General features: G+C 44.6%; 15 protein-coding genes and 2 tRNA genes. 4 read left to right on the forward strand and 13 right to left on the reverse strand.

Going from position 1 to position 18749, the window contains the following annotated elements; translation table 11 throughout:
- Positions 1-29: 29 nt before the first annotated feature.
- The 10 genes from infB to rlmE form a co-directional block, all read right to left on the reverse strand.
- A complete protein-coding gene (gene infB / locus R7Z78_RS11050; RefSeq protein WP_005380086.1) occupies positions 30-2741 on the reverse strand; it encodes a translation initiation factor IF-2 in 2712 nt (903 codons plus the stop codon).
- Between the two features lie 22 nt (positions 2742-2763).
- Entirely contained in the window at positions 2764-4251 is a 1488-nt protein-coding gene (gene nusA / locus R7Z78_RS11055) for a transcription termination factor NusA (protein WP_005380084.1), read from the reverse strand.
- A gap of 36 nt (positions 4252-4287) precedes the next feature.
- Positions 4288-4743 carry a ribosome maturation factor RimP gene (rimP, locus tag R7Z78_RS11060; protein ID WP_005386424.1) on the reverse strand — a complete coding sequence of 152 codons (456 nt, stop codon included), beginning with the start codon at positions 4741-4743 and terminating at the stop codon, positions 4288-4290.
- A gap of 226 nt (positions 4744-4969) precedes the next feature.
- A tRNA-Met gene (locus tag R7Z78_RS11065) sits at positions 4970-5046 on the reverse strand.
- Between the two features lie 56 nt (positions 5047-5102).
- Positions 5103-5186, reverse strand: a tRNA-Leu gene (locus tag R7Z78_RS11070).
- 16 nt (positions 5187-5202) lie between these two features.
- Positions 5203-5541 carry a preprotein translocase subunit SecG gene (secG, locus tag R7Z78_RS11075; protein WP_005380080.1) on the reverse strand — a complete coding sequence of 113 codons (339 nt, stop codon included), beginning with the start codon at positions 5539-5541 and terminating at the stop codon, positions 5203-5205.
- 220 nt (positions 5542-5761) lie between these two features.
- Positions 5762-7102: a phosphoglucosamine mutase gene (glmM, locus tag R7Z78_RS11080; RefSeq protein WP_005388992.1), complete on the reverse strand. Its 1341-nt coding sequence runs from the start codon at positions 7100-7102 to the stop codon at positions 5762-5764.
- Positions 7103-7121: 19 nt separating this feature from the next.
- Positions 7122-7952, reverse strand: coding sequence for a dihydropteroate synthase (gene folP, locus R7Z78_RS11085; RefSeq protein WP_017820419.1), 831 nt, complete (start codon positions 7950-7952; stop codon positions 7122-7124).
- A 52-nt stretch (positions 7953-8004) separates the two neighbouring features.
- On the reverse strand, positions 8005-9978 hold the full coding sequence (gene ftsH / locus R7Z78_RS11090) for an ATP-dependent zinc metalloprotease FtsH (RefSeq protein ID WP_017635895.1): 1974 nt from the start codon (positions 9976-9978) through the stop codon (positions 8005-8007).
- A 108-nt stretch (positions 9979-10086) separates the two neighbouring features.
- On the reverse strand, positions 10087-10716 hold the full coding sequence (gene rlmE / locus R7Z78_RS11095; RefSeq protein WP_104975562.1) for a 23S rRNA (uridine(2552)-2'-O)-methyltransferase RlmE: 630 nt from the start codon (positions 10714-10716) through the stop codon (positions 10087-10089).
- 138 nt (positions 10717-10854) lie between these two features.
- Here rlmE and yhbY point away from each other — a divergent pair, with 138 nt between their 5' ends.
- On the forward strand, positions 10855-11151 hold the full coding sequence (gene yhbY / locus R7Z78_RS11100) for a ribosome assembly RNA-binding protein YhbY (RefSeq protein ID WP_005380066.1): 297 nt from the start codon (positions 10855-10857) through the stop codon (positions 11149-11151).
- A gap of 84 nt (positions 11152-11235) precedes the next feature.
- On the opposite strand, the gene greA is transcribed toward yhbY, so the two are convergent.
- On the reverse strand, positions 11236-11709 hold the full coding sequence (gene greA / locus R7Z78_RS11105; protein WP_005380065.1) for a transcription elongation factor GreA: 474 nt from the start codon (positions 11707-11709) through the stop codon (positions 11236-11238).
- A gap of 545 nt (positions 11710-12254) precedes the next feature.
- On the opposite strand from greA, the gene R7Z78_RS11110 reads away from it, so the two are divergent.
- Positions 12255-13277, forward strand: coding sequence for a porin (locus R7Z78_RS11110; RefSeq protein WP_005380064.1), 1023 nt, complete (start codon positions 12255-12257; stop codon positions 13275-13277).
- 186 nt (positions 13278-13463) lie between these two features.
- Positions 13464-14885 (forward strand): serine-type D-Ala-D-Ala carboxypeptidase, encoded by a 1422-nt coding sequence (dacB, locus tag R7Z78_RS11115; protein ID WP_104975563.1) that lies wholly within the window; start codon positions 13464-13466, stop codon positions 14883-14885.
- On the opposite strand, the gene R7Z78_RS11120 is transcribed toward dacB, so the two are convergent.
- Both R7Z78_RS11120 and tyrS read right to left on the reverse strand, forming a co-directional pair.
- A complete protein-coding gene (locus tag R7Z78_RS11120; RefSeq protein ID WP_005380062.1) occupies positions 14864-15709 on the reverse strand; it encodes a magnesium transporter in 846 nt (281 codons plus the stop codon). The genes dacB and R7Z78_RS11120 overlap by 22 nt on opposite strands.
- 418 nt (positions 15710-16127) lie before the next feature.
- Positions 16128-17315, reverse strand: a complete 1188-nt coding sequence (gene tyrS, locus R7Z78_RS11125; protein ID WP_017820416.1) for a tyrosine--tRNA ligase — start codon at positions 17313-17315, stop codon at positions 16128-16130.
- Positions 17316-17445: 130 nt separating this feature from the next.
- On the opposite strand from tyrS, the gene R7Z78_RS11130 reads away from it, so the two are divergent.
- Positions 17446-18738, forward strand: a complete 1293-nt coding sequence (locus R7Z78_RS11130) for a peptidoglycan DD-metalloendopeptidase family protein (RefSeq protein ID WP_104975564.1) — start codon at positions 17446-17448, stop codon at positions 18736-18738.
- The last annotated feature ends 11 nt before the right edge of the window (positions 18739-18749 follow it).

Raw genomic sequence — 18749 nt, forward strand, 5'->3', positions numbered from 1 at the left:
TCAAAGACAATATTAGTAATTTTAGTCAATTAGTCTAGAGTACGTTTAATTTCAACGATTTCGAAGACTTCGATTTGGTCACCAACGCGAACATCATTGTAGTTCTTAACGCCGATACCACATTCGTAGCCATTCTTAACTTCTTGAACGTCATCTTTGAAACGACGTAGTGACTCTAGTTCACCTTCGTAAATAACAACGTTATCACGTAGTACACGGATTGGGTTGTTACGCTTGATCACACCTTCTGTAACCATACAACCAGCGATAGCGCCCAGTTTCGGTGACTTAAACACGTCACGAACTTCAGCAAGACCAATGATCTCTTGCTTGAATTCTGGAGCAAGCATACCGCCCATTGCTTGTTTCACTTCATCAATCAATTGGTAAATGATTGAGTAGTAACGTAAGTCAACAGCTGCGGCTTCAACAGCACGGCGAGCAGAAGCATCTGCACGAACGTTAAAGCCAAGGATGATTGCGTTTGAAGCTTCCGCTAGTACTACGTCAGTTTCCGTAATACCACCTACACCAGAACCAACGATGTTCACTTTAACTTCGTCAGTAGATAGCTTAACTAATGAGTCAGCGATTGCTTCTACAGAACCTTGAACGTCTGCTTTAAGTACAACGTTAAGTTCAGCAACTTCACCAGCAGTCATGTTAGAGAACATGTTCTCTAGTTTAGATTTCTGCTGACGAGCAAGTTTCACTTCACGGAACTTACCAGCACGGTAGTTAGCTACTTCACGCGCTTTACGCTCGTCACGAACTACTGTTGCTTCATCACCTGAAGATGGTACACCTGAAAGACCTAGGATCTCTACAGGGATAGATGGGCCAGCCGAAGTAATTTCTTTACCTAGCTCATCACGCATTGCACGAACACGGCCGTATTCTTGACCACAAAGAACGATGTCGCCTTTGTTTAGTGTACCTGATTGAACAAGTACTGTTGCAACTGGACCACGACCTTTATCTAGGCGAGATTCAACAACAACACCAGATGCCATGCCCTCAGCTACAGCTGTAAGTTCAAGAACTTCAGACTGAAGAAGGATTGCTTCTAGAAGACCATCGATGTTTGTACCCTGTTTAGCAGAGATGTGAACGAACATGTTCTCACCGCCCCACTCTTCAGGAATAACGTCGTATTGAGCAAGCTCGTTCTTAACGTTATCTGGGTTCGCGTCTTCTTTATCGATCTTGTTCACAGCAACAATTAGAGGAACGCCTGCCGCTTTCGCGTGCTGAATCGCTTCTACTGTTTGTGGCATTACGCCATCGTCTGCTGCAACTACAAGAACAACGATATCTGTTGCTTGAGCACCACGAGCACGCATTGCAGTAAACGCTGCGTGTCCAGGAGTATCAAGGAACGTGATCATGCCGTTGTCTGTTTCAACGTGGTACGCACCAATGTGCTGAGTAATACCACCCGCTTCGCCAGAAGCAACGTGTGTGCGACGGATGTAGTCAAGTGTTGACGTTTTACCGTGGTCAACGTGACCCATGATAGTAACAACTGGAGCACGTGGAACTGCTTCCGCGTTAGTGTCACGGTCAGATAGTACCGCTTCTTCCAGTTCGTTCTCTTTACGAAGAACTACTTTATGGCCCATTTCTTCAGCAACAAGTTGTGCTGTTTCTTGGTCGATCACTTGGTTGATAGTCGCCATAGCGCCCATCTTCATCATTACTTTGATAACTTCTGTCGCTTTAACCGACATCTTGTTAGCAAGTTCTGATAGAACGATCGTTTCGCCAATTACAACGTCTTGCTTAGCAACCGTTGCTGACTTATCAAACCCGTGCTGCATTGAAGTCGGCTTAGCAAGTTTGCCCTTACGACCTCTACCGCCACGTTGGTTGTTACGGCCACCGCGAGCTTGGTCGTCTTTACCCGAAGCTGCTTTTTTCTTCTTACGACGACCGCCTTCTACTTTGCGATCTGCTTCATCTTCGGCTTCACGTGCGTATTGTGAAGTCGTTACATGGTAATCTGTATCTTCCATATCACCCTTTTTCTCTTCTGCAGCAGACCAACGCTCTTTATTCTTTTCAGCCAATTCGCGAGCTTCTTCAAGCTTGCGCTGACTTTCCTCTTCAGCCTTACGCTTAGCTTCTTCTTCCTGACGACGTTTAAGCTCGTCGGCCTCTTTTCGCGCTGCTTCTTGCTTAATTTTCTCTTCAGCATCACGCTTTGCTTTTTCTTCAGCATTACGTTGTGCATTCGTATCTACGTCTCGCTTCGCTTTTTCTTCAGCTTCACGTTTCGCTTTTTCTTCCGCTTCACGTTTTGCAGCTTCTTCAGCTTCACGTTTCGCAGCTTCTTCAGCTTCACGTTTTGCAGCTTCTTCTGCTGCACGTTTTGCTGCTTCTTCTGCTTCACGTTGTGCTGCTTCTTCAGCTTCACGTTTCGCTTCATCTTCAATTGTGCTGCGCTTCACGTATGTACGTTTTTTGCGCACCTCAACCTGAACATTCTTACTCTTACCACCACCCGCGTTCACACTAAGTGTACTACGAGTTTTACGCTGAAGCGTAAGGCGAGTCGGCTCTGAATCACCTGATTTATCACCGTGTTCTTTCTTTAAATGAGAGAGAAGCTTCTGCTTCTCTTCATCAGTAACATTGTCAGAGCTCGCCTTTTTAATGCCAGCGTCAGCAAGTTGTTCAATCAAGCGGTCGACTGGCGTACCAATCTCATCACTCAGTGCTTTAACTGTTAATTGTGTCATGCCGCTTCCTCCTTGCCGAAAATTATGCTTCTTCGCCGAACCAACAGATGTTACGTGCGGCCATAATTAGCTCACCTGCACGTTCTTCGGTCAGGCCTTCGATACCTTCTAAATCGTCAATACCTTGGTCAGCAAGATCTTCCAGTGTCGCTACACCTTTCGCTGCCAATTTAAATGCCATCTCACGCTCAAGACCTTCAAGTGCAAGTAGGTCCTCAGCTGGTTCTAGACCTTCAAAAGACTCTTCTTGTGCTAGTGCGATCGTCGTTAGTGCATCTTTTGCACGTCCACGAAGCTCTTCGATTAGTTCTTCATTCAAACCATCGATTTCTAGTAGCTCGTTAACTGGCACGTATGCGATTTCTTCTAGCGTTGAGAAACCTTCTTCAACAAGAAGTTGAGCGAAGTCTTCTTCAATATCTAGGTACTTCATGAAGTTTTCAATAGATGCTTGTGATTCTTCAGCGTGTTTCTTCTGAAGATCAGCAACTGTCATAACATTCAGTTCCCAACCGGTTAGTTGAGATGCTAGACGCACGTTTTGACCGTTACGACCAATAGCTTGCGCTAGGTTGTCAGCTTCAACTGCGATGTCCATTGAGTGTGCATCCTCATCAACGATGATAGAAGCAACATCAGCTGGCGCCATTGCGTTGATAACGAATTGAGCTGGGTTATCATCCCAAAGAACGATATCGATACGCTCACCACCAAGTTCGCCAGAAACAGCTTGTACACGTGCACCACGCATACCAACACACGCACCTACAGGGTCGATACGTTTATCATTTGTTTTGACAGCGATCTTAGCGCGAGAACCAGGATCACGTGCTGCGCCTTTCAGCTCGATAATATCTTCTGCGATTTCAGGCACTTCAACACGGAACAGTTCTGCCAACATTTCTGGCTTAGAACGAGTGATGAACAATTGGAAACCACGTGCTTCAGGCGCGACTTTGTAAAGAAGGCCACGTACGCGGTCGCCTGGACGGAAGTTTTCACGAGGAAGTTGGTCATCACGCAGGATTACCGCTTCAGCGTTATTACCAAGATCAAGCACGATTGTGTCACGGTTTACTTTTTTCACGACACCAGTGATTAGATCACCTTCATTGTCGATGAACTGTTCAACGATTTGTGCGCGCTCAGCTTCACGAACTTTTTGTACGATAACTTGCTTAGCAGTTTGAGTCGTAATACGGTCAAACGTTACTGATTCGATTTCGTCTTCTACGTAGTCGCCAAGCTCGATTGAATCATCTTCGTATTGCGCTGCTTCTAGTGAGATCTCTTTTGTAGGGTTCTCAACGTCATCAACAACTAACCAACGGCGGTAAGTTACAAACTCACCGGTTTTACGGTCAATGGCAACACGTACGTCGATTTCGATTTCGTATTTTTTCTTTGTAGAAGTTGCTAGAGCAATCTCAAGAGCCTCAAAGATACGCTCACGAGGTACCGCTTTTTCGTTCGATACCGCTTCTGCTACCGCTAAAATTTCTTTACTCATTGTATTTAGCCTCTAAGCTTAAACTTTTTTAGGGAACTAAAATTTAGGGATCAGGTTAGCTTTGGAAATGTTACTTAGAGCAAACTCTTCTTGCTGACCGTCTACAGTAATTGTCACTGTTTCGCCATCAACACCGTGGATAATACCTTTCCACTTACGACGGTTTGCTACAGCCATTTTCAATACGATGCTGACCTCGTGACCAATAAATTGCTCGTAATGTGCTGCTTTAAAAAGTGGTCTTTCTAAACCTGGAGAAGACACTTCTAGGCTGTAAGCAACAGAAATTGGATCTTCAACGTCTAAAACTGCACTAACTTGGTGGCTAACTTCTGCACAGTCGTCTACGTTAATACCATTTTCATGGTCAATGTAGATACGTAACGTTGAGTGCGCGCCTGCACGAATGAATTCTAATCCAACTAACTCATAACCTGATGCCGCTACTGGCGCGTCAAGCATTTCAGTAAGTTGTCTTTCTAAACCAGTCATTTAACCACTCCAGAAACAAAAAAAGGGCTCAGAGCCCAATCAAAAAACCAAGCAGTATCTGAGCTATTTCAAAAAAGCTCAGATAACAAAAAACCCCGATAGTCGGGGTTTTATGCTGCTGGACCCTGATACGTTAAGAATAGCCAACAATTGCTTTTCTTAACTCGTAGTGTGGTTAGCACTACGCAAACTTGCCAATCTACGATTTCCTTTTAAAGAAAGAGATTGGTTGCGGGGGCCGGATTTGAACCGACGACCTTCGGGTTATGAGCCCGACGAGCTACCAAGCTGCTCCACCCCGCGTCCGACTTGCTGAGCATTATACTCGCAAACAAGTGATTTACAAGTTTGTAAATACATGGTGCCGAGAGAGGGACTCGAACCCTCACACCTAAGGCACTAGCACCTCATGCTAGCGTGTCTACCAATTTCACCATCTCGGCATCAAAACCTTACAGCTTATTGAGGAATTTCATCACCCGCAGGGGCAGGAACTTCACTCGCTGCATCCTTAACTTGTTCAACAACTGGTTGACCTAACGTTGGGTCTACCCATTGTGATTCAGTCTGGTGCGTAGACATACGACCAAGTAACAAGCTAACGATAAAGAATACGGTTGCTAAAATAGCAGTTGTTCGGGTTAAGAAATTACCTGAGCCGCCAGCACCAAACACTGTGTTTGAAGCACCAGCACCGAACGAGGCTCCCATATCTGCGCCTTTACCTTGTTGAATCAACACAAGGCCAATCACACCAAGCGCTGCCAACAGGTAAATCACAAGTAGAACTGAAAACATTTTTTCCACCTATGTTCCAAATTGTTGAGCCAGCGCCGTTCAAAAGAACAAATCATAATGAACAAGGCTAGCGACCTCCTAACGGGAGGCGGAGCAATACTAGCGAAAGCCAGTAACGCTGACAAGGGAAAATTAGTAAAAAATCAATGCCAATGCGTTAAGCGCTCAAAAAAAGGGCAAAAGATGCCCTTTTCATTCAAGACATGCTTTAACGCAATGATTAACAACTTGCTTTAACAGCCTCAGCGATTTTCAATGCTGAGTGTTGAACTAGTTCACCATCTTCGCCTTCCACCATAACGCGGATCAAAGGCTCAGTGCCAGACTTACGCAGCAGTACACGCCCTTTATCACCAAGTGTCGCCTCTACTTCAGCGACAGCGTTTAATACAGCTGTAGCTTCAAGAGGGTTACTTTCTCCTGAGAAACGGACATTTTCTAAAACCTGAGGATATAATGTCATTCCTTGCGATAGTTCATATAAAGACATATCGCTGCCAATTACAGAAGCAAGTACTTGAAGTGCAGCAACAATCGCATCGCCGGTTGTGACTTTATCTAATAAGATCACATGGCCTGAGTTTTCAGCACCAATTTTCCAACCTTTTTCTAGCAGTTGCTCCATGACATAACGGTCACCAACAGCAGCACGTACAAACGGAATGCCTAGCTGCTTTAAACCATTTTCCATACCCAAGTTAGTCATTAGTGTACCAACAACACCACCCTTTAGCTCACCACGACGAAGTGCATCACGAGCGATGATATAAGCAATTTGGTCACCATCAACTTTGTTACCTAGGTGGTCGACCATAATGATGCGGTCACCATCACCATCAAATGCGAGACCAAGATGCGCTTGCTCTTCAACAACACGCTGTTGAAGAGCTCGTACGTCTGTTGCGCCCACTTTTTCATTAATGTTGATGCCGTTAGGCTCTACGCCCATAGCGATAACTTCTGCCCCAAGTTCTTTGAAAACATTTGGAGCGATGTGGTACGTTGCACCGTGCGCACAGTCTACTACGATCTTAAAGTTCGCAAGGCTCAACTCAGATGGGAAAGTACTCTTACAGAATTCGATGTAACGACCAGCTGCATCATTTAGGCGGGTTGCTTTACCAAGCTCAGCAGACTCCACACATTCAATTTCTTTATCTAACTCAGCTTCGATCGCCAATTCGATATCGTCAGGTAGCTTAGTACCCTCAGAAGAAAAGAATTTAATGCCGTTGTCGTAATATGGGTTATGTGATGCAGAAATCACAATACCAGCCTCGGCACGGAAAGTCTGAGTTAAATATGCCACAGCTGGAGTTGGCATGGGACCAGTAAATGTTGCTTTAAGTCCCGCAGCTGCAAGGCCAGCCTCTAGTGCAGATTCAAGCATATAACCTGAAATACGTGTATCTTTACCTATGATAACTTTCTTTGTGCCTTGTTTCGCTAGTACACGACCAGCAGCCCAGCCAAGCTTAAGTACGAAGTCTGGAGTGATTGGGTATTGTCCTACTTTACCGCGCACACCGTCAGTACCAAAGTAACGTCTTTCATTCGACATAAACTTTCCTTTATTATTTTTAAATATTGTTTTTCGTCATCTCAACAACTTTCATCGCTTCGATTGTCTCTTCAAAGTCATGCACGCGAATGATCTGCGCGCCTTTCATCGCGGCAATCGTAGCACAAACGACACTTGCATTCGTACACTCTGCCGCTGGCTTGTCTAACAGTTTGAAGATCATGGATTTACGAGACATGCCAGCCAAAATAGGCAGGCCGAATTCATGAAACTTTTCAAGATGAGCAAGCATATGATAATTGTGTTCGATTGTTTTGCCAAAGCCAAACCCAGGATCGAGAATCAGTTGAGATTTATCAATCCCTGCAGCTTCACACGCCGCGATACGTTCTTCTAGAAAAGCCGACACGTCCCCCATTAAATCATCATAATGAGGGTCAACTTGCATGGTCCTAGGTTGACCTTTCATATGCATCAGACAAATTGGAAGGTTTGCTTCTGCTGCGACTTCCAGAGCACCTGGCTCTTGCAGCGAGCGGATGTCATTGATCAAATCAGCCCCAGCATCAATTGCTTGGCGCATCACTTCTGCTTTACTGGTGTCAACGGAAATCCACACATCATACTTTTCTCGAATGGCTTTGATTACTGGGACAACACGCCTAAGCTCTTCTTCCAAAGACACATCCGGTGCACCAGGTCTTGTCGATTCACCACCAACATCAACAATACTTACACCAGCCTTTATCATTTTATCAACTTGAGCAAGAGCAAGTTCAATTGAGTTGTATTTACCGCCATCCGAAAAGGAATCCGGTGTCACATTTAGAATGGCCATGACATGTGGACGCGAAAGGTCCAAAGATTTGTTATTTGCTGTAATCATCATCATAAACACAAAAACCCCGAGATAACTCGGGGTTTAATATTATCGATACTCTTTATTCAGAGTCTTTCTTTTCAGGCGCTTCGTTAGAAGTTGTTTCAGAAGAGCTAGGCTGTTCTGCATCTTTCGCAGTCTCCGTTGCTTCTTCTTTAACTTCTTGCTTTGCTTGAGGCTTGTCGCTGTCTTCTGGTTTGCTTGCTGAGTTATCACTCCAGCCCGCAGGCTCACGAATTTCAGCTTTGCGCTCCATTAAGTCATCAATCTGGCGAGCATCAATGGTTTCATACTTCATCAGCGCATCTTTCATCGCATGCATGATATCCATGTTCTCTTGAAGAATCTTCTTCGCACGATCGTAGTTGCGGTCAATGATCTGACGAACTTCGTCATCAATCAACTTCGCTGTATCGTCAGACACATGTTTAGTCTGAGTTACACTACGTCCTAAGAACACTTCGCCTTCATCTTCTGCATACAGCAGAGGACCAAGCTTTTCAGAGAAACCCCATTGAGTAACCATCTTACGAGCAATATCTGTTGCGCGCTCGATATCATTAGAAGCACCGGTTGATACTTTGTCAGCACCGTAGATAAGTTCTTCTGCTAAACGACCACCGTACAAGCTAGAAATCATTGATTCTAGGTGTTGGCGAGACATGCTCACGCGGTCCTGCTCTGGAAGGTACATTGTTACACCCAACGCACGACCACGTGGAATGATAGACACTTTGTACACTGGATCGTGTTCAGGAACCAAGCGACCAACAATCGCGTGACCCGCTTCGTGGTATGCGGTTGACTCTTTCACTTCCTCAGACATCACCATTGAACGGCGCTCAGCACCCATCATGATTTTGTCTTTCGCCAGTTCAAACTCAACCATAGAAACGTTGCGCTTGTTACCGCGCGCAGCAAACAGGGCTGCTTCGTTAACTAAGTTTGCTAGGTCAGCACCAGAGAAGCCTGGAGTACCACGTGCGATGAGAGAAGGCTCTACATCACCCGCTAGAGGGACCTTACGCATGTGAACTTTTAGGATCTGTTCACGGCCACGTACATCTGGAAGACCAACTACCACTTGACGGTCAAAACGACCAGGACGCAGTAGCGCAGGGTCTAGCACGTCCGGACGGTTAGTCGCAGCGATAACGATAATACCTTCGTTACCTTCGAAACCATCCATCTCAACGAGCATTTGGTTTAGTGTTTGTTCACGTTCATCATGACCACCACCAACACCTGCGCCACGTTGACGGCCTACCGCATCGATCTCATCGATAAAGATGATACAAGGTGCAGCTTTCTTTGCTTGTTCAAACATGTCACGCACACGAGATGCACCAACACCAACGAACATTTCTACGAAATCAGAACCAGAGATAGTAAAGAATGGTACTTTCGCCTCACCGGCAATGGCTTTCGCTAGAAGCGTTTTACCCGTACCAGGAGGACCAACCATTAGAACACCCGTTGGAATCTTACCGCCTAGTTTTTGGAAGCGGCTTGGATCGCGTAGGTAGTCCACCAGTTCTTTCACGTCTTCTTTTGCTTCGTCACAACCAGCAACGTCAGCAAAAGTTGTCTTGATTTGTTCTTCGCTCATCATTCGAGCTTTGCTCTTACCAAAAGACATGGCGCCTTTACCACCGCCGCCTTGCATTTGACGCATGAAGAAAATCCATACACCAATTAGTAAGATCATTGGGAACCAAGAGATGAAGATAGTACCAAGCAAGCTTTGCTCTTCTGGAGGCGTGCCTTGTACTTTCACGTTTTGGTTAATTAGGTCATCTAGAAGCTTTTGGTCATACACTGGCATGTAAGTGACCATTTTGGCACCGCCGCCACGACGAACAAAGCTAATTTCACCGTCTTTAAAAGTTGCTTCTTGAATCTGGCCTTGGCCAACTTCCTGTACAAACGTGGTGTAATCCACGGTTCTGCCATTGCTTTCTCCAGGGCCAAAGCTCTGAAATACCGACATCAATACGACGGCGATAACAAGCCACAGAATTAAATTTTTTGCCATGTCACTCAAGGTGTAAGCCTCTCGATAACTAATTGTAATTAAAGGTAGGGTACTACAGTTCATTAACTGTAGCTATAGTGTTAACACGCTCTCAAGAGAGCAAAATGGTTAACCTTTGTAACCAGTGGCTACGACGAAGACCTCTCGAGAGCGAGCTCGCGATGAGTCTGGTTTTCTAATTTTTACGGCTTTAAACATGTCTCGGACTTCTTTCACATACTGATCGAAGCCTTCCCCTTGGAAAACCTTTACGACAAAGCTACCATTAGGCGCTAGAACTTGTCGACACATATCTAAAGCTAATTCAACTAAATACATAGCGCGAGGTTGATCAACAGAATTGTTTCCCGCGATGTTAGGCGCCATATCAGACATTACTACGTCTACCATGGAAGGTTGGATCCTTTCTAGCAAAGCGTCCAATACCGCATCATCACGAAAGTCGCCTTGTAAAAAGCTAACGCCAGCAATCGGGTCCATAGGAAGCAAGTCACACGCAATGATCTGCCCACTGTCCCCTACTATCTTAGCAGCATATTGAGACCATCCGCCCGGCGCGGCCCCCAAGTCGACGACTGTCATTCCAGGCTTTAACAATTTATCTTTCGTTTGAATCTCATCGATCTTGAAATAAGCACGTGAGCGGTAGCCTTTTTTTCGGGCTTCATTCGCGTATTTATCATCAAAGTGTTCTTTCAACCAACGACCAGAACTAGCCGAATGTTTTTGTTTACTCATTTTAATCCCAACAAGGCACAAATTGGAGCTATTGTTTTAATAGGCGCTACCTATTACTCAATAAATTATAGTCTTCAGCAATAGATGGCGTTAAAATAGCTTTTTTCAACCCTTATTTTAAAGAAAATTGGCCGCGTAATGAACCTAAGCACCAAACAAAAGCAGCACCTTAAAGGCCTAGCTCACAGTTTAAAACCTGTTGTGCTAATGGGCGCAAATGGACTTACAGAAGCCGTGCTAGCAGAAATTGAAATCGCTCTTAACCATCACGAACTTATCAAAGTAAAAGTTGCTTCGGAAGATCGTGAAACAAAACAGCTAATCATCGACGCTATCGTACGTGAGACGGGCGCTGAAAAAGTTCAGACTATTGGTAAAGTGCTTGTGCTATACCGCCAGTCTGAAGAGCGTAAAATCGAAATCCCTCGTAAGTAACTCTACTTACGTTGCTGAAGAAAAAAGGTCGCCTGAGGCGACCTTTTTGCGTTTTATCAGAGTAGTAATGCTACTCCAAACGACTTAGATATATTCTACTCGGTCAATTTCGAAGTCTTTCGCGCCACCCGGGGTTTGAATAGCAACTTCATCGCCTTCCATCTTACCAATTAGGCCACGAGCAATAGGTGAGCTCACTGAAATGCGACCTGCTTTGATATCGGCTTCGTCATCACCAACGATTTGGTACGTTTTTTCTTCTTCGGTGTCGATATCAATCAAGGTTACGGTTGAACCAAAAATAACTTTACCCGTGTTCTCCATCTTCGTTACATCAATAACTTGAGCAACTGACAGTTTGTATTCAATGTCACGGATTTGTGCTTCACAAATGCCCTGCTCTTCACGAGCGGCGTGATATTCAGCATTCTCTTTTAAATCACCTAGCTCACGAGCTTCAGCAATTGCCTCTGAGATCTGAGGACGTAGTTTAAGTAGACGATCGAGTTCTGCACGTAGCTTTTGCTCGCCACGTAGTGTCATTGGAACTTTTTCCATTTTATAACCTCAAGCCCAAATGGGTCTTTGGACAAAAAAAGCCCACCCTGTCATAGGACTGGGTAGTGCGCTTAAAGATGTATTTCGTTTAGTGTAAACAAACTCCCGGACGAAATCATCTTAATTCGAAAGACAGCAAGACTATGCCTTTTCGGCATAATGATATAACTCACTTTTAGAGCGGTTCTAGGGCGAATCACCTTCTCAATTTATTGAAAAACAACACTGTTCATTACACCAAAAACCTCAAAAAAGATAAAAACTAATCAATGTCAGGCCAATGTCATTGCCAATAATTTCAATCAAAAACAGCAATTTAAATAAAAACAACGCACAATTGAACAGTGTTCATCAGTGGGATTTATATCATTTTACTAACTCATACGGAAACTTTAGCAGTAAAACATGTCCAGCGAGTTGTTAGATCAATGGCTTACAAGTGCGAACTATATCGCTCAATTAGCCAATTTTGGACCAACAACTTGTGAGAGATCACCTCTCCCCCATACAACAATGATTATGGACAGCTAACTAGGACAAATAAGATGAAAAAGACTCTAATTGCTCTTTCTGTATCTGCAGCAGCTATGGCAACTGGCGTAAACGCAGCTGAACTTTACAACCAAGACGGTACTTCTCTAGAAATGGGCGGCCGTGCTGAAGCACGTCTATCTATGAAAGATGGCGACGCTCAAGACAAATCTCGCATCCGTCTAAACTTCCTTGGTAAACAAGAAATCAATGACAACCTATACGGTGTTGGTTTCTGGGAAGGTGAATTTGAGACTGCTCAAAACGGTACTGTAGACGGCGACGACAAGAGCGATCTAGAAACTCGTCTTGCTTACGCTGGTCTTGGCGGTGCTTACGGTGAGTTCGCATACGGTAAAACTGAAGGTGCACTAGGCGTTATCACTGACTTCACAGATATCATGGCTTACCACGGTAACTCTGCAGCAGACAAACTAGCTGTATCAGACCGTACAGACAACATGATGGCTTACAAAGGCCAGTTTGAAAACCTAAGCGTAAAAGCAAGCTACCGCTTCGCTGATCGTATGGAAAACAAAAACACTGGTGAGTACTACGACAACAAACAAGACGGTTACTCTCTATCTGCAATCTACGCTCTAGCTGACACTGGTCTTGAGCTAGGTGCTGGTTACGCAGATCAAGACAAAGCTAACGAGTACATGCTAGCTGCATCTTACACAATGTCTGATCTTTACTTCGCTGGTGTATTCACTGACGGCGAGAAAATGGAAGATTCAAACAACAGTAACACAGTTGATTACACTGGTTACGAGCTAGCGGGTGCTTACACTCTAGGCCAAACAGTATTTACAACATCATACAACAATGCAGAAACTAACAACGAAACTTCTGCAAACAACTTCGCTGTTGATGCTTCTTACTACTTCAAGCCTAACTTCCGTGGTTACATTTCTTACAACTTCAACCTGATTGATGCAGGTGACAAGTTTGGTTCAACTGACACTAGCAAAACAGTTGCAACTAAGATCGATGCTGAAGACGAGCTAGCTCTAGGTCTACGTTACGACTTCTAATTCCGGTCTTTGACTAGAATATCGAATGCCCGCTTTAAGCGGGCATTTTTTATACTTCATTTTAAGCAGCGCGCCTTTCTCTCGTGTCTCATTCATGAAGACATTTGAAGCATTTATTTAGTTACCTAGCATATTGAAAGGACTTGCGTATACTCAATCACATAACTCACCTTAGAAAGTATCATTATGCGTTTACGTTGGCCCTTGCTCATATTCTTTTCATTACTTTCTGCTTTTTCACAAGCGTACCCTCATCAAGAGGTGTTGCCTGAAGGCGCCCGCATCAGTTTAGTTGCGGAAAAACTCAGTGAAAATGCTGAGCTTGACGGTGTTCATCCTACCGAACAACTGTTCCCACCTGCGAGTACATTAAAAATCGTCACCGCATTAGCCGCAAAGCTAGAACTGGGTGATAATTTCCGGTTTCGAACCAAGCTGGAAACGTCGAACTCAGATGCAGTGATTTACTTTGTCGGCGACCCAACACTCCAAACCAACGACTTAAAATCACTCCTCACTCTAGCTAAGAAAAATGGCTTAAAACGGATTAACGGTGACCTATGGCTCGATAACAGCGCATTCACTGGTTATAACCGTGCGGTGGGCTGGCCATGGGATATCTTGGGAGTTTGCTACAGCGCTCCGGCATCGACCATCACACTCAATAACAACTGTGTACAAGCCTCTATCTATACACAAAAAGATGGTGGAACGCGGGTCTACGTACCAGAGCATCAACCTATTCGTGTCACAAGTACCGTAGAAACAGTTTCTAAAACCATTAAGAAAAGTCGTCATTGTGACTTAGGTTTAGTTGCAAATCCCGATAACAACTACAAGCTAACAGGGTGCTTGGTTGAAAGAGACAAACCATTGCCACTGAAATTTGCGGTTCAAGACCCTGAGCGTTACACCAGTCAAAGGTTGGCGGCTTTGCTCAAGGAGCTCAACATTGGGGTATCAGGAAAGATTAGGGTCGGTACGGCGCCAGAAAAGCAGCGAAAGCTCATCGCAATGCATCAATCAAAAGCCTTACCAGACATTCTCGAAGATATGCTCAAAAACTCTGACAACTTAATTGCCGACACATTAACCAAAACACTTGGCGCTAAATTTTTCGTTCAGCCAGGCAGTTTTACTAACGGGACAGAAGCGATCAAGCAGATCATTTTCGCCAACACTGGTATTGATATTCGTAATGCGCGCCTAGAAGACGGCTCAGGACTTTCGCGAAATAACCGGATCTCCGCGACCAAGATGGCTGAAATGCTGCGCTATATTTGGAAGCATGAAAACGAACTCAAATTGATTGCCATCATGCCGAAATCAGGTGAATCCGGCACATTAAAGTACCGACAAAGTATGCGAAAACTTCCAATTAAAGGACAGCTGATCGCGAAAAGTGGCTCTATCTACGGGACTTACAATATGGCTGGATATGGCTTGGATAAAAATGGTCAACCTAACACCATTTTTGTTCAGTTTGTTTCAGACTACTTCCCAGAAAAACGGGACGACAACACACCTGTCATCGCCCCGATTACACATTTTGAGCAGCTTTTTTACAATGACATTGTGAACTTTAGTCAGGCAATACCTAAGAAATAGTTCACCACGTTAAAGTAAATCCACATTCCTGAAATATCGACGATAGACGCAAGAACTGGACTCACCAATACGGCCGGGTCCAACTTGCAAGCTCGTGCAATAATTGGCAACAGCCCGCCCAATGTTGTAGAAATGGTGACTTGAATGAACAGCGCAACTGCTATTGCCAGTGCGATATCGGTCAGTTCAAAGCCTCCTGTTGATTGTCCTGCACTAAATAACATAATGCGTCCAATCATCACGATAGCGATTGCTAGCGCAATAAATAGAGCGACTCGGCTCTCTTTCCACAAAACTTCTAACCATTGGCGTTTTTTTAACTCTCCAGTAGCAAGAGCACGAATCACCAAAGTTGCTGCTTGTGTTCCTGTGTTACCACCAGCAGCTGCAATCACTGGCATGTACACTGCAAGTAAAACAAGCTGACTAAGGGTGTCCTCATACTGAGCGATGATCAAGCCTGACACTATCCCTAAAAGAGCCAGCGCAATGATCCATCCAATACGCTGTTTTACATGCCCTAAAACACTAGTTGATAAATAACCATCGGGTGTATCAACTTCAGACATATGCAGACCCAGTTGGTGAGCATAATGACGTGCGCGTTTGTCATGACCTGCTTGCTCAAGTTGAGCAATAAGACTATTCACATAGCCGACAGAGCAATGCTGTAAAATACCTACAGCCTCATCAATAGGCATAACCGTAAGCAAATGGACTTGTTGCTCTTGCTCGTACTGCAAGAATGCATTGCGAGCTGCACCAATTTCTACTTCAGAAAAGTTTGGTGTTGTTTCAATAAAAGTGTTGTTCATTACCGTCATGGCGAATCTCCCGATTGGCATTGGTAACGACCATCGACAAAGCATGAAAAGCCACTCTTGCACGCTAAAAGTCAGACAACAATTAAGATGCACAGAGAAAACCAATGCGAATGCACTGTCTATTCAGAATGTATGAAGGAAATAACGAGAAGAAAATTAGAAAAGATGCCTCACCACTTAGGTAAGGCGGAGATCGCCAATACCGAAGCGGGTTATTTCGCTCCCTTAATCTTACTCACCCAACGACTGGGAGGATGGTCGGTATTGTTCATGTAAATCTCCGATAGCGCTGCCATTATTGGCAGCGCAAGTATAGTAGCAAAGTTCATCAGGTATGGAAGTTTTACTTTGCCGTTTTTGCTAAATTTTCATACAAAAAAAGCGCCCTTCGGACGCTTTCATTTGCAGTCATTATGAATTACTGAATAGTAATACGAGCAAATTTACGTTTGCCTACTTGGAACACGTAAGTACCCGCTTCTGGAGCAAATTTGCTGTCCGCAATTTTTTCACCATCAATCTTCACAGCGCCCTGCTTAACCATGCGCATCGCATCTGACGATGATGGACATAAGCCTGCTTCTTTCAACAGATTACTCACTGGGCGACCTGCGTCAAAGTCAAACTCTGGCATTTCATCAGGAATTTGGTTCTTCGCAAAACGGTTTACGAATTCTTGCTCTGCTGCATCGGCATCGGCTTCACTGTGGAAACGAGCAATAATTTCTTTTGCTAGCAATACTTTGATGTCACGAGGGTTTTTGCCCGCTTCTACATCAGCTTTGAATTGAGCAATCTCTTCCAGAGGACGGAAAGAGAGCAGCTCGTAGTAGCTCCACATTAAGTCATCAGAAATAGACATGATTTTACCAAACATTTCGCTTGGCGCTTCGCTGATACCGATGTAGTTGTTTGCTGACTTAGACATCTTCTTCTCGCCATCAAGGCCCACTAGAAGCGGCATCATCAGTACAACCTGAGGTTTTTGACCGTGAGACTTTTGCAGTTCACGACCCATTAGAAGGTTGAACTTCTGGTCTGTACCACCTAATTCAACATCCGTTTCCATTGCTACTGAGTCCCAACCTTGTAGAAGTGGGTACATGAACTCATGAATAGCAATTGGCTGACCACCCGCGTAACGCTTTTTAAAGTCGTCACGCTCTAGCATACGAGCAACGGTTTGGTTTGCCGCAAGGCGAATCATACCTTCTGCGCCCAATTCAGACAGCCACTCAGAGTTAAACTGAATTTTAGTCTTTGCAGGATCGAGAATTTTGAACACTTGCTCTTTGTACGTTTCAGCGTTACGCAATACGTCTTCACGACTTAGCGGTGGACGAGTTGTGTTTTTACCTGTTGGGTCACCAACCATTGCAGTGAAGTCACCGATTAGGAACGTCACTTCATGACCTAGTTCTTGGAACAAGCGAAGCTTATTGAAAATAACCGTATGTCCTAGGTGAATGTCAGGTGCTGTTGGATCAGCGCCCAATTTAATACGTAGAGGACGGTCTTCTTTTAGTTTTGCGATTAGCTCTTCTTCTGGAATCAGCTCTTCAACACCGCGCTTAATCTCGGCTAGTGCAGCTTCAATGCTCGCCATTCTTGTTCACTCCCACAGATTTGGCAAAAATATAATAGCTGAACATATTACTTGAATAGCGATGCATTTTGAAACACGTTAGACTAGGTAGTTGTCACTTTTTCCGTTTAATTTAGCAATCAAGTACCTCATGCATTCGATTTTTGTCCGACTTCCACTCTTGCACAAAGTATTGATCGGTTTTTTTAGTGCGCTGATTATCTTCGCGCTCTTCTTTTTACCTGATCCGCAAGACCTAGACCCGCAGCAGAGCCGATTAAAAGTTGGTCAACATTATCCTGTGCCAGTTTCCCTCGAACTCAGTGCACTAAATAGTTCATCGCCTGCGGTTCCCGCCGTGCTACGCTGGGAGACATACAAGGTAAAAAATGGCGAGAGTGCTGCCATCTTATTTAGTCGCGTAGGGCTTTCTGCTCGTCTATTACATGAACTGGTGTCATCAGACAAAGAAGTGGAAAAACAGTTAACTCGGCTTCGACCTGGTGACCGATTGCAATTTGGTTTTGACGAAAATAACAACTTGGTGCAGCTAAGAAGAACACTAAGCGCGTTCGAGACTTTTCGTATCACATTAAAAGACGGCAAGTACGTTTCTGAAGTTGATAAAAAAGAAGTCGACTTCCAGTACAACTACGCTGAAGCCACCATCAAATCAAACTTTTGGAATGCAGGAATATCTTCTGGATTAAATGGTAACCAAATCATGGAACTGGCTGGCATATTTGGTTGGGACATCGACTTTGCTTTAGATATTCGTAAAAACGACAGCTTCCGAGTACTTTACCAAGAGGAAGTGGTAGAAGGTGAAGTAATCGGCCGTGGAAAAATCATTGCTGCGCTCTTTAAAAACCAAGGCGATACCTTTACCGCAATATTGGATCAGAAAAGTGGCAAGTATTACGACGAAAATGGGCGTGCAATGAAAAAAGCATTCTTACGCGCGCCGTTGGACTTCCGTCGAGTTTCGTCTAATTTCAACCCACGCCGCTTACATCCAGTGACGGGACGCGTTCGTCCTCATAGAGGCACGGACTATGCAGCACCAGTGGGCACCCCGATTTGGGCGGCTGGTGATGGCGTTGTTCAAAAATCGTCTTACAACAAATTTAATGGTAACTACGTTTTCATTAAACATAGCAATACTTACATTACCAAGTACCTGCACTTAACCAAACGTACTGTACGAGCTGGTCAACGCGTTAAGCAAGGCCAAACCATCGGTACGCTTGGCGGAACTGGCCGTGTAACTGGCCCTCACCTGCACTATGAGTTCCTTGTGAATGGTGTCCATAAAAACCCGCGCACGGTGAATTTGCCACAATCTAAATCCCTGACAGGCAAAGCGAGACAAACTTTCATGGCAAACGCGAAAATTAGCATGGACAAGCTTGAACGCTACAGCAAACTGCTAGCAATGAAGTAAGCCAGGTATTG

It is taken from the genome of Vibrio sp. 1167 (assembly GCF_033340375.1).
Lineage (GTDB): Bacteria > Pseudomonadota > Gammaproteobacteria > Enterobacterales > Vibrionaceae > Vibrio > Vibrio alginolyticus.

Coding starts and splice junctions, on each gene's coding strand:
- infB (WP_005380086.1), bottom strand. CDS start 2,741: ATGACACAATTAACAGTTAAAGCACTGAGTGATGAGATTGGTACGCCA.
- nusA (WP_005380084.1), bottom strand. CDS start 4,251: ATGAGTAAAGAAATTTTAGCGGTAGCAGAAGCGGTATCGAACGAAAAA.
- rimP (WP_005386424.1), bottom strand. CDS start 4,743: ATGACTGGTTTAGAAAGACAACTTACTGAAATGCTTGACGCGCCAGTA.
- secG (WP_005380080.1), bottom strand. CDS start 5,541: ATGTTTTCAGTTCTACTTGTGATTTACCTGTTGGCAGCGCTTGGTGTG.
- glmM (WP_005388992.1), bottom strand. CDS start 7,102: ATGTCGAATGAAAGACGTTACTTTGGTACTGACGGTGTGCGCGGTAAA.
- folP (WP_017820419.1), bottom strand. CDS start 7,952: ATGATGATTACAGCAAATAACAAATCTTTGGACCTTTCGCGTCCACAT.
- ftsH (WP_017635895.1), bottom strand. CDS start 9,978: ATGGCAAAAAATTTAATTCTGTGGCTTGTTATCGCCGTCGTATTGATG.
- rlmE (WP_104975562.1), bottom strand. CDS start 10,716: ATGAGTAAACAAAAACATTCGGCTAGTTCTGGTCGTTGGTTGAAAGAA.
- yhbY (WP_005380066.1), top strand. CDS start 10,855: ATGAACCTAAGCACCAAACAAAAGCAGCACCTTAAAGGCCTAGCTCAC.
- greA (WP_005380065.1), bottom strand. CDS start 11,709: ATGGAAAAAGTTCCAATGACACTACGTGGCGAGCAAAAGCTACGTGCA.
- R7Z78_RS11110 (WP_005380064.1), top strand. CDS start 12,255: ATGAAAAAGACTCTAATTGCTCTTTCTGTATCTGCAGCAGCTATGGCA.
- dacB (WP_104975563.1), top strand. CDS start 13,464: ATGCGTTTACGTTGGCCCTTGCTCATATTCTTTTCATTACTTTCTGCT.
- R7Z78_RS11120 (WP_005380062.1), bottom strand. CDS start 15,709: ATGACGGTAATGAACAACACTTTTATTGAAACAACACCAAACTTTTCT.
- tyrS (WP_017820416.1), bottom strand. CDS start 17,315: ATGGCGAGCATTGAAGCTGCACTAGCCGAGATTAAGCGCGGTGTTGAA.
- R7Z78_RS11130 (WP_104975564.1), top strand. CDS start 17,446: ATGCATTCGATTTTTGTCCGACTTCCACTCTTGCACAAAGTATTGATC.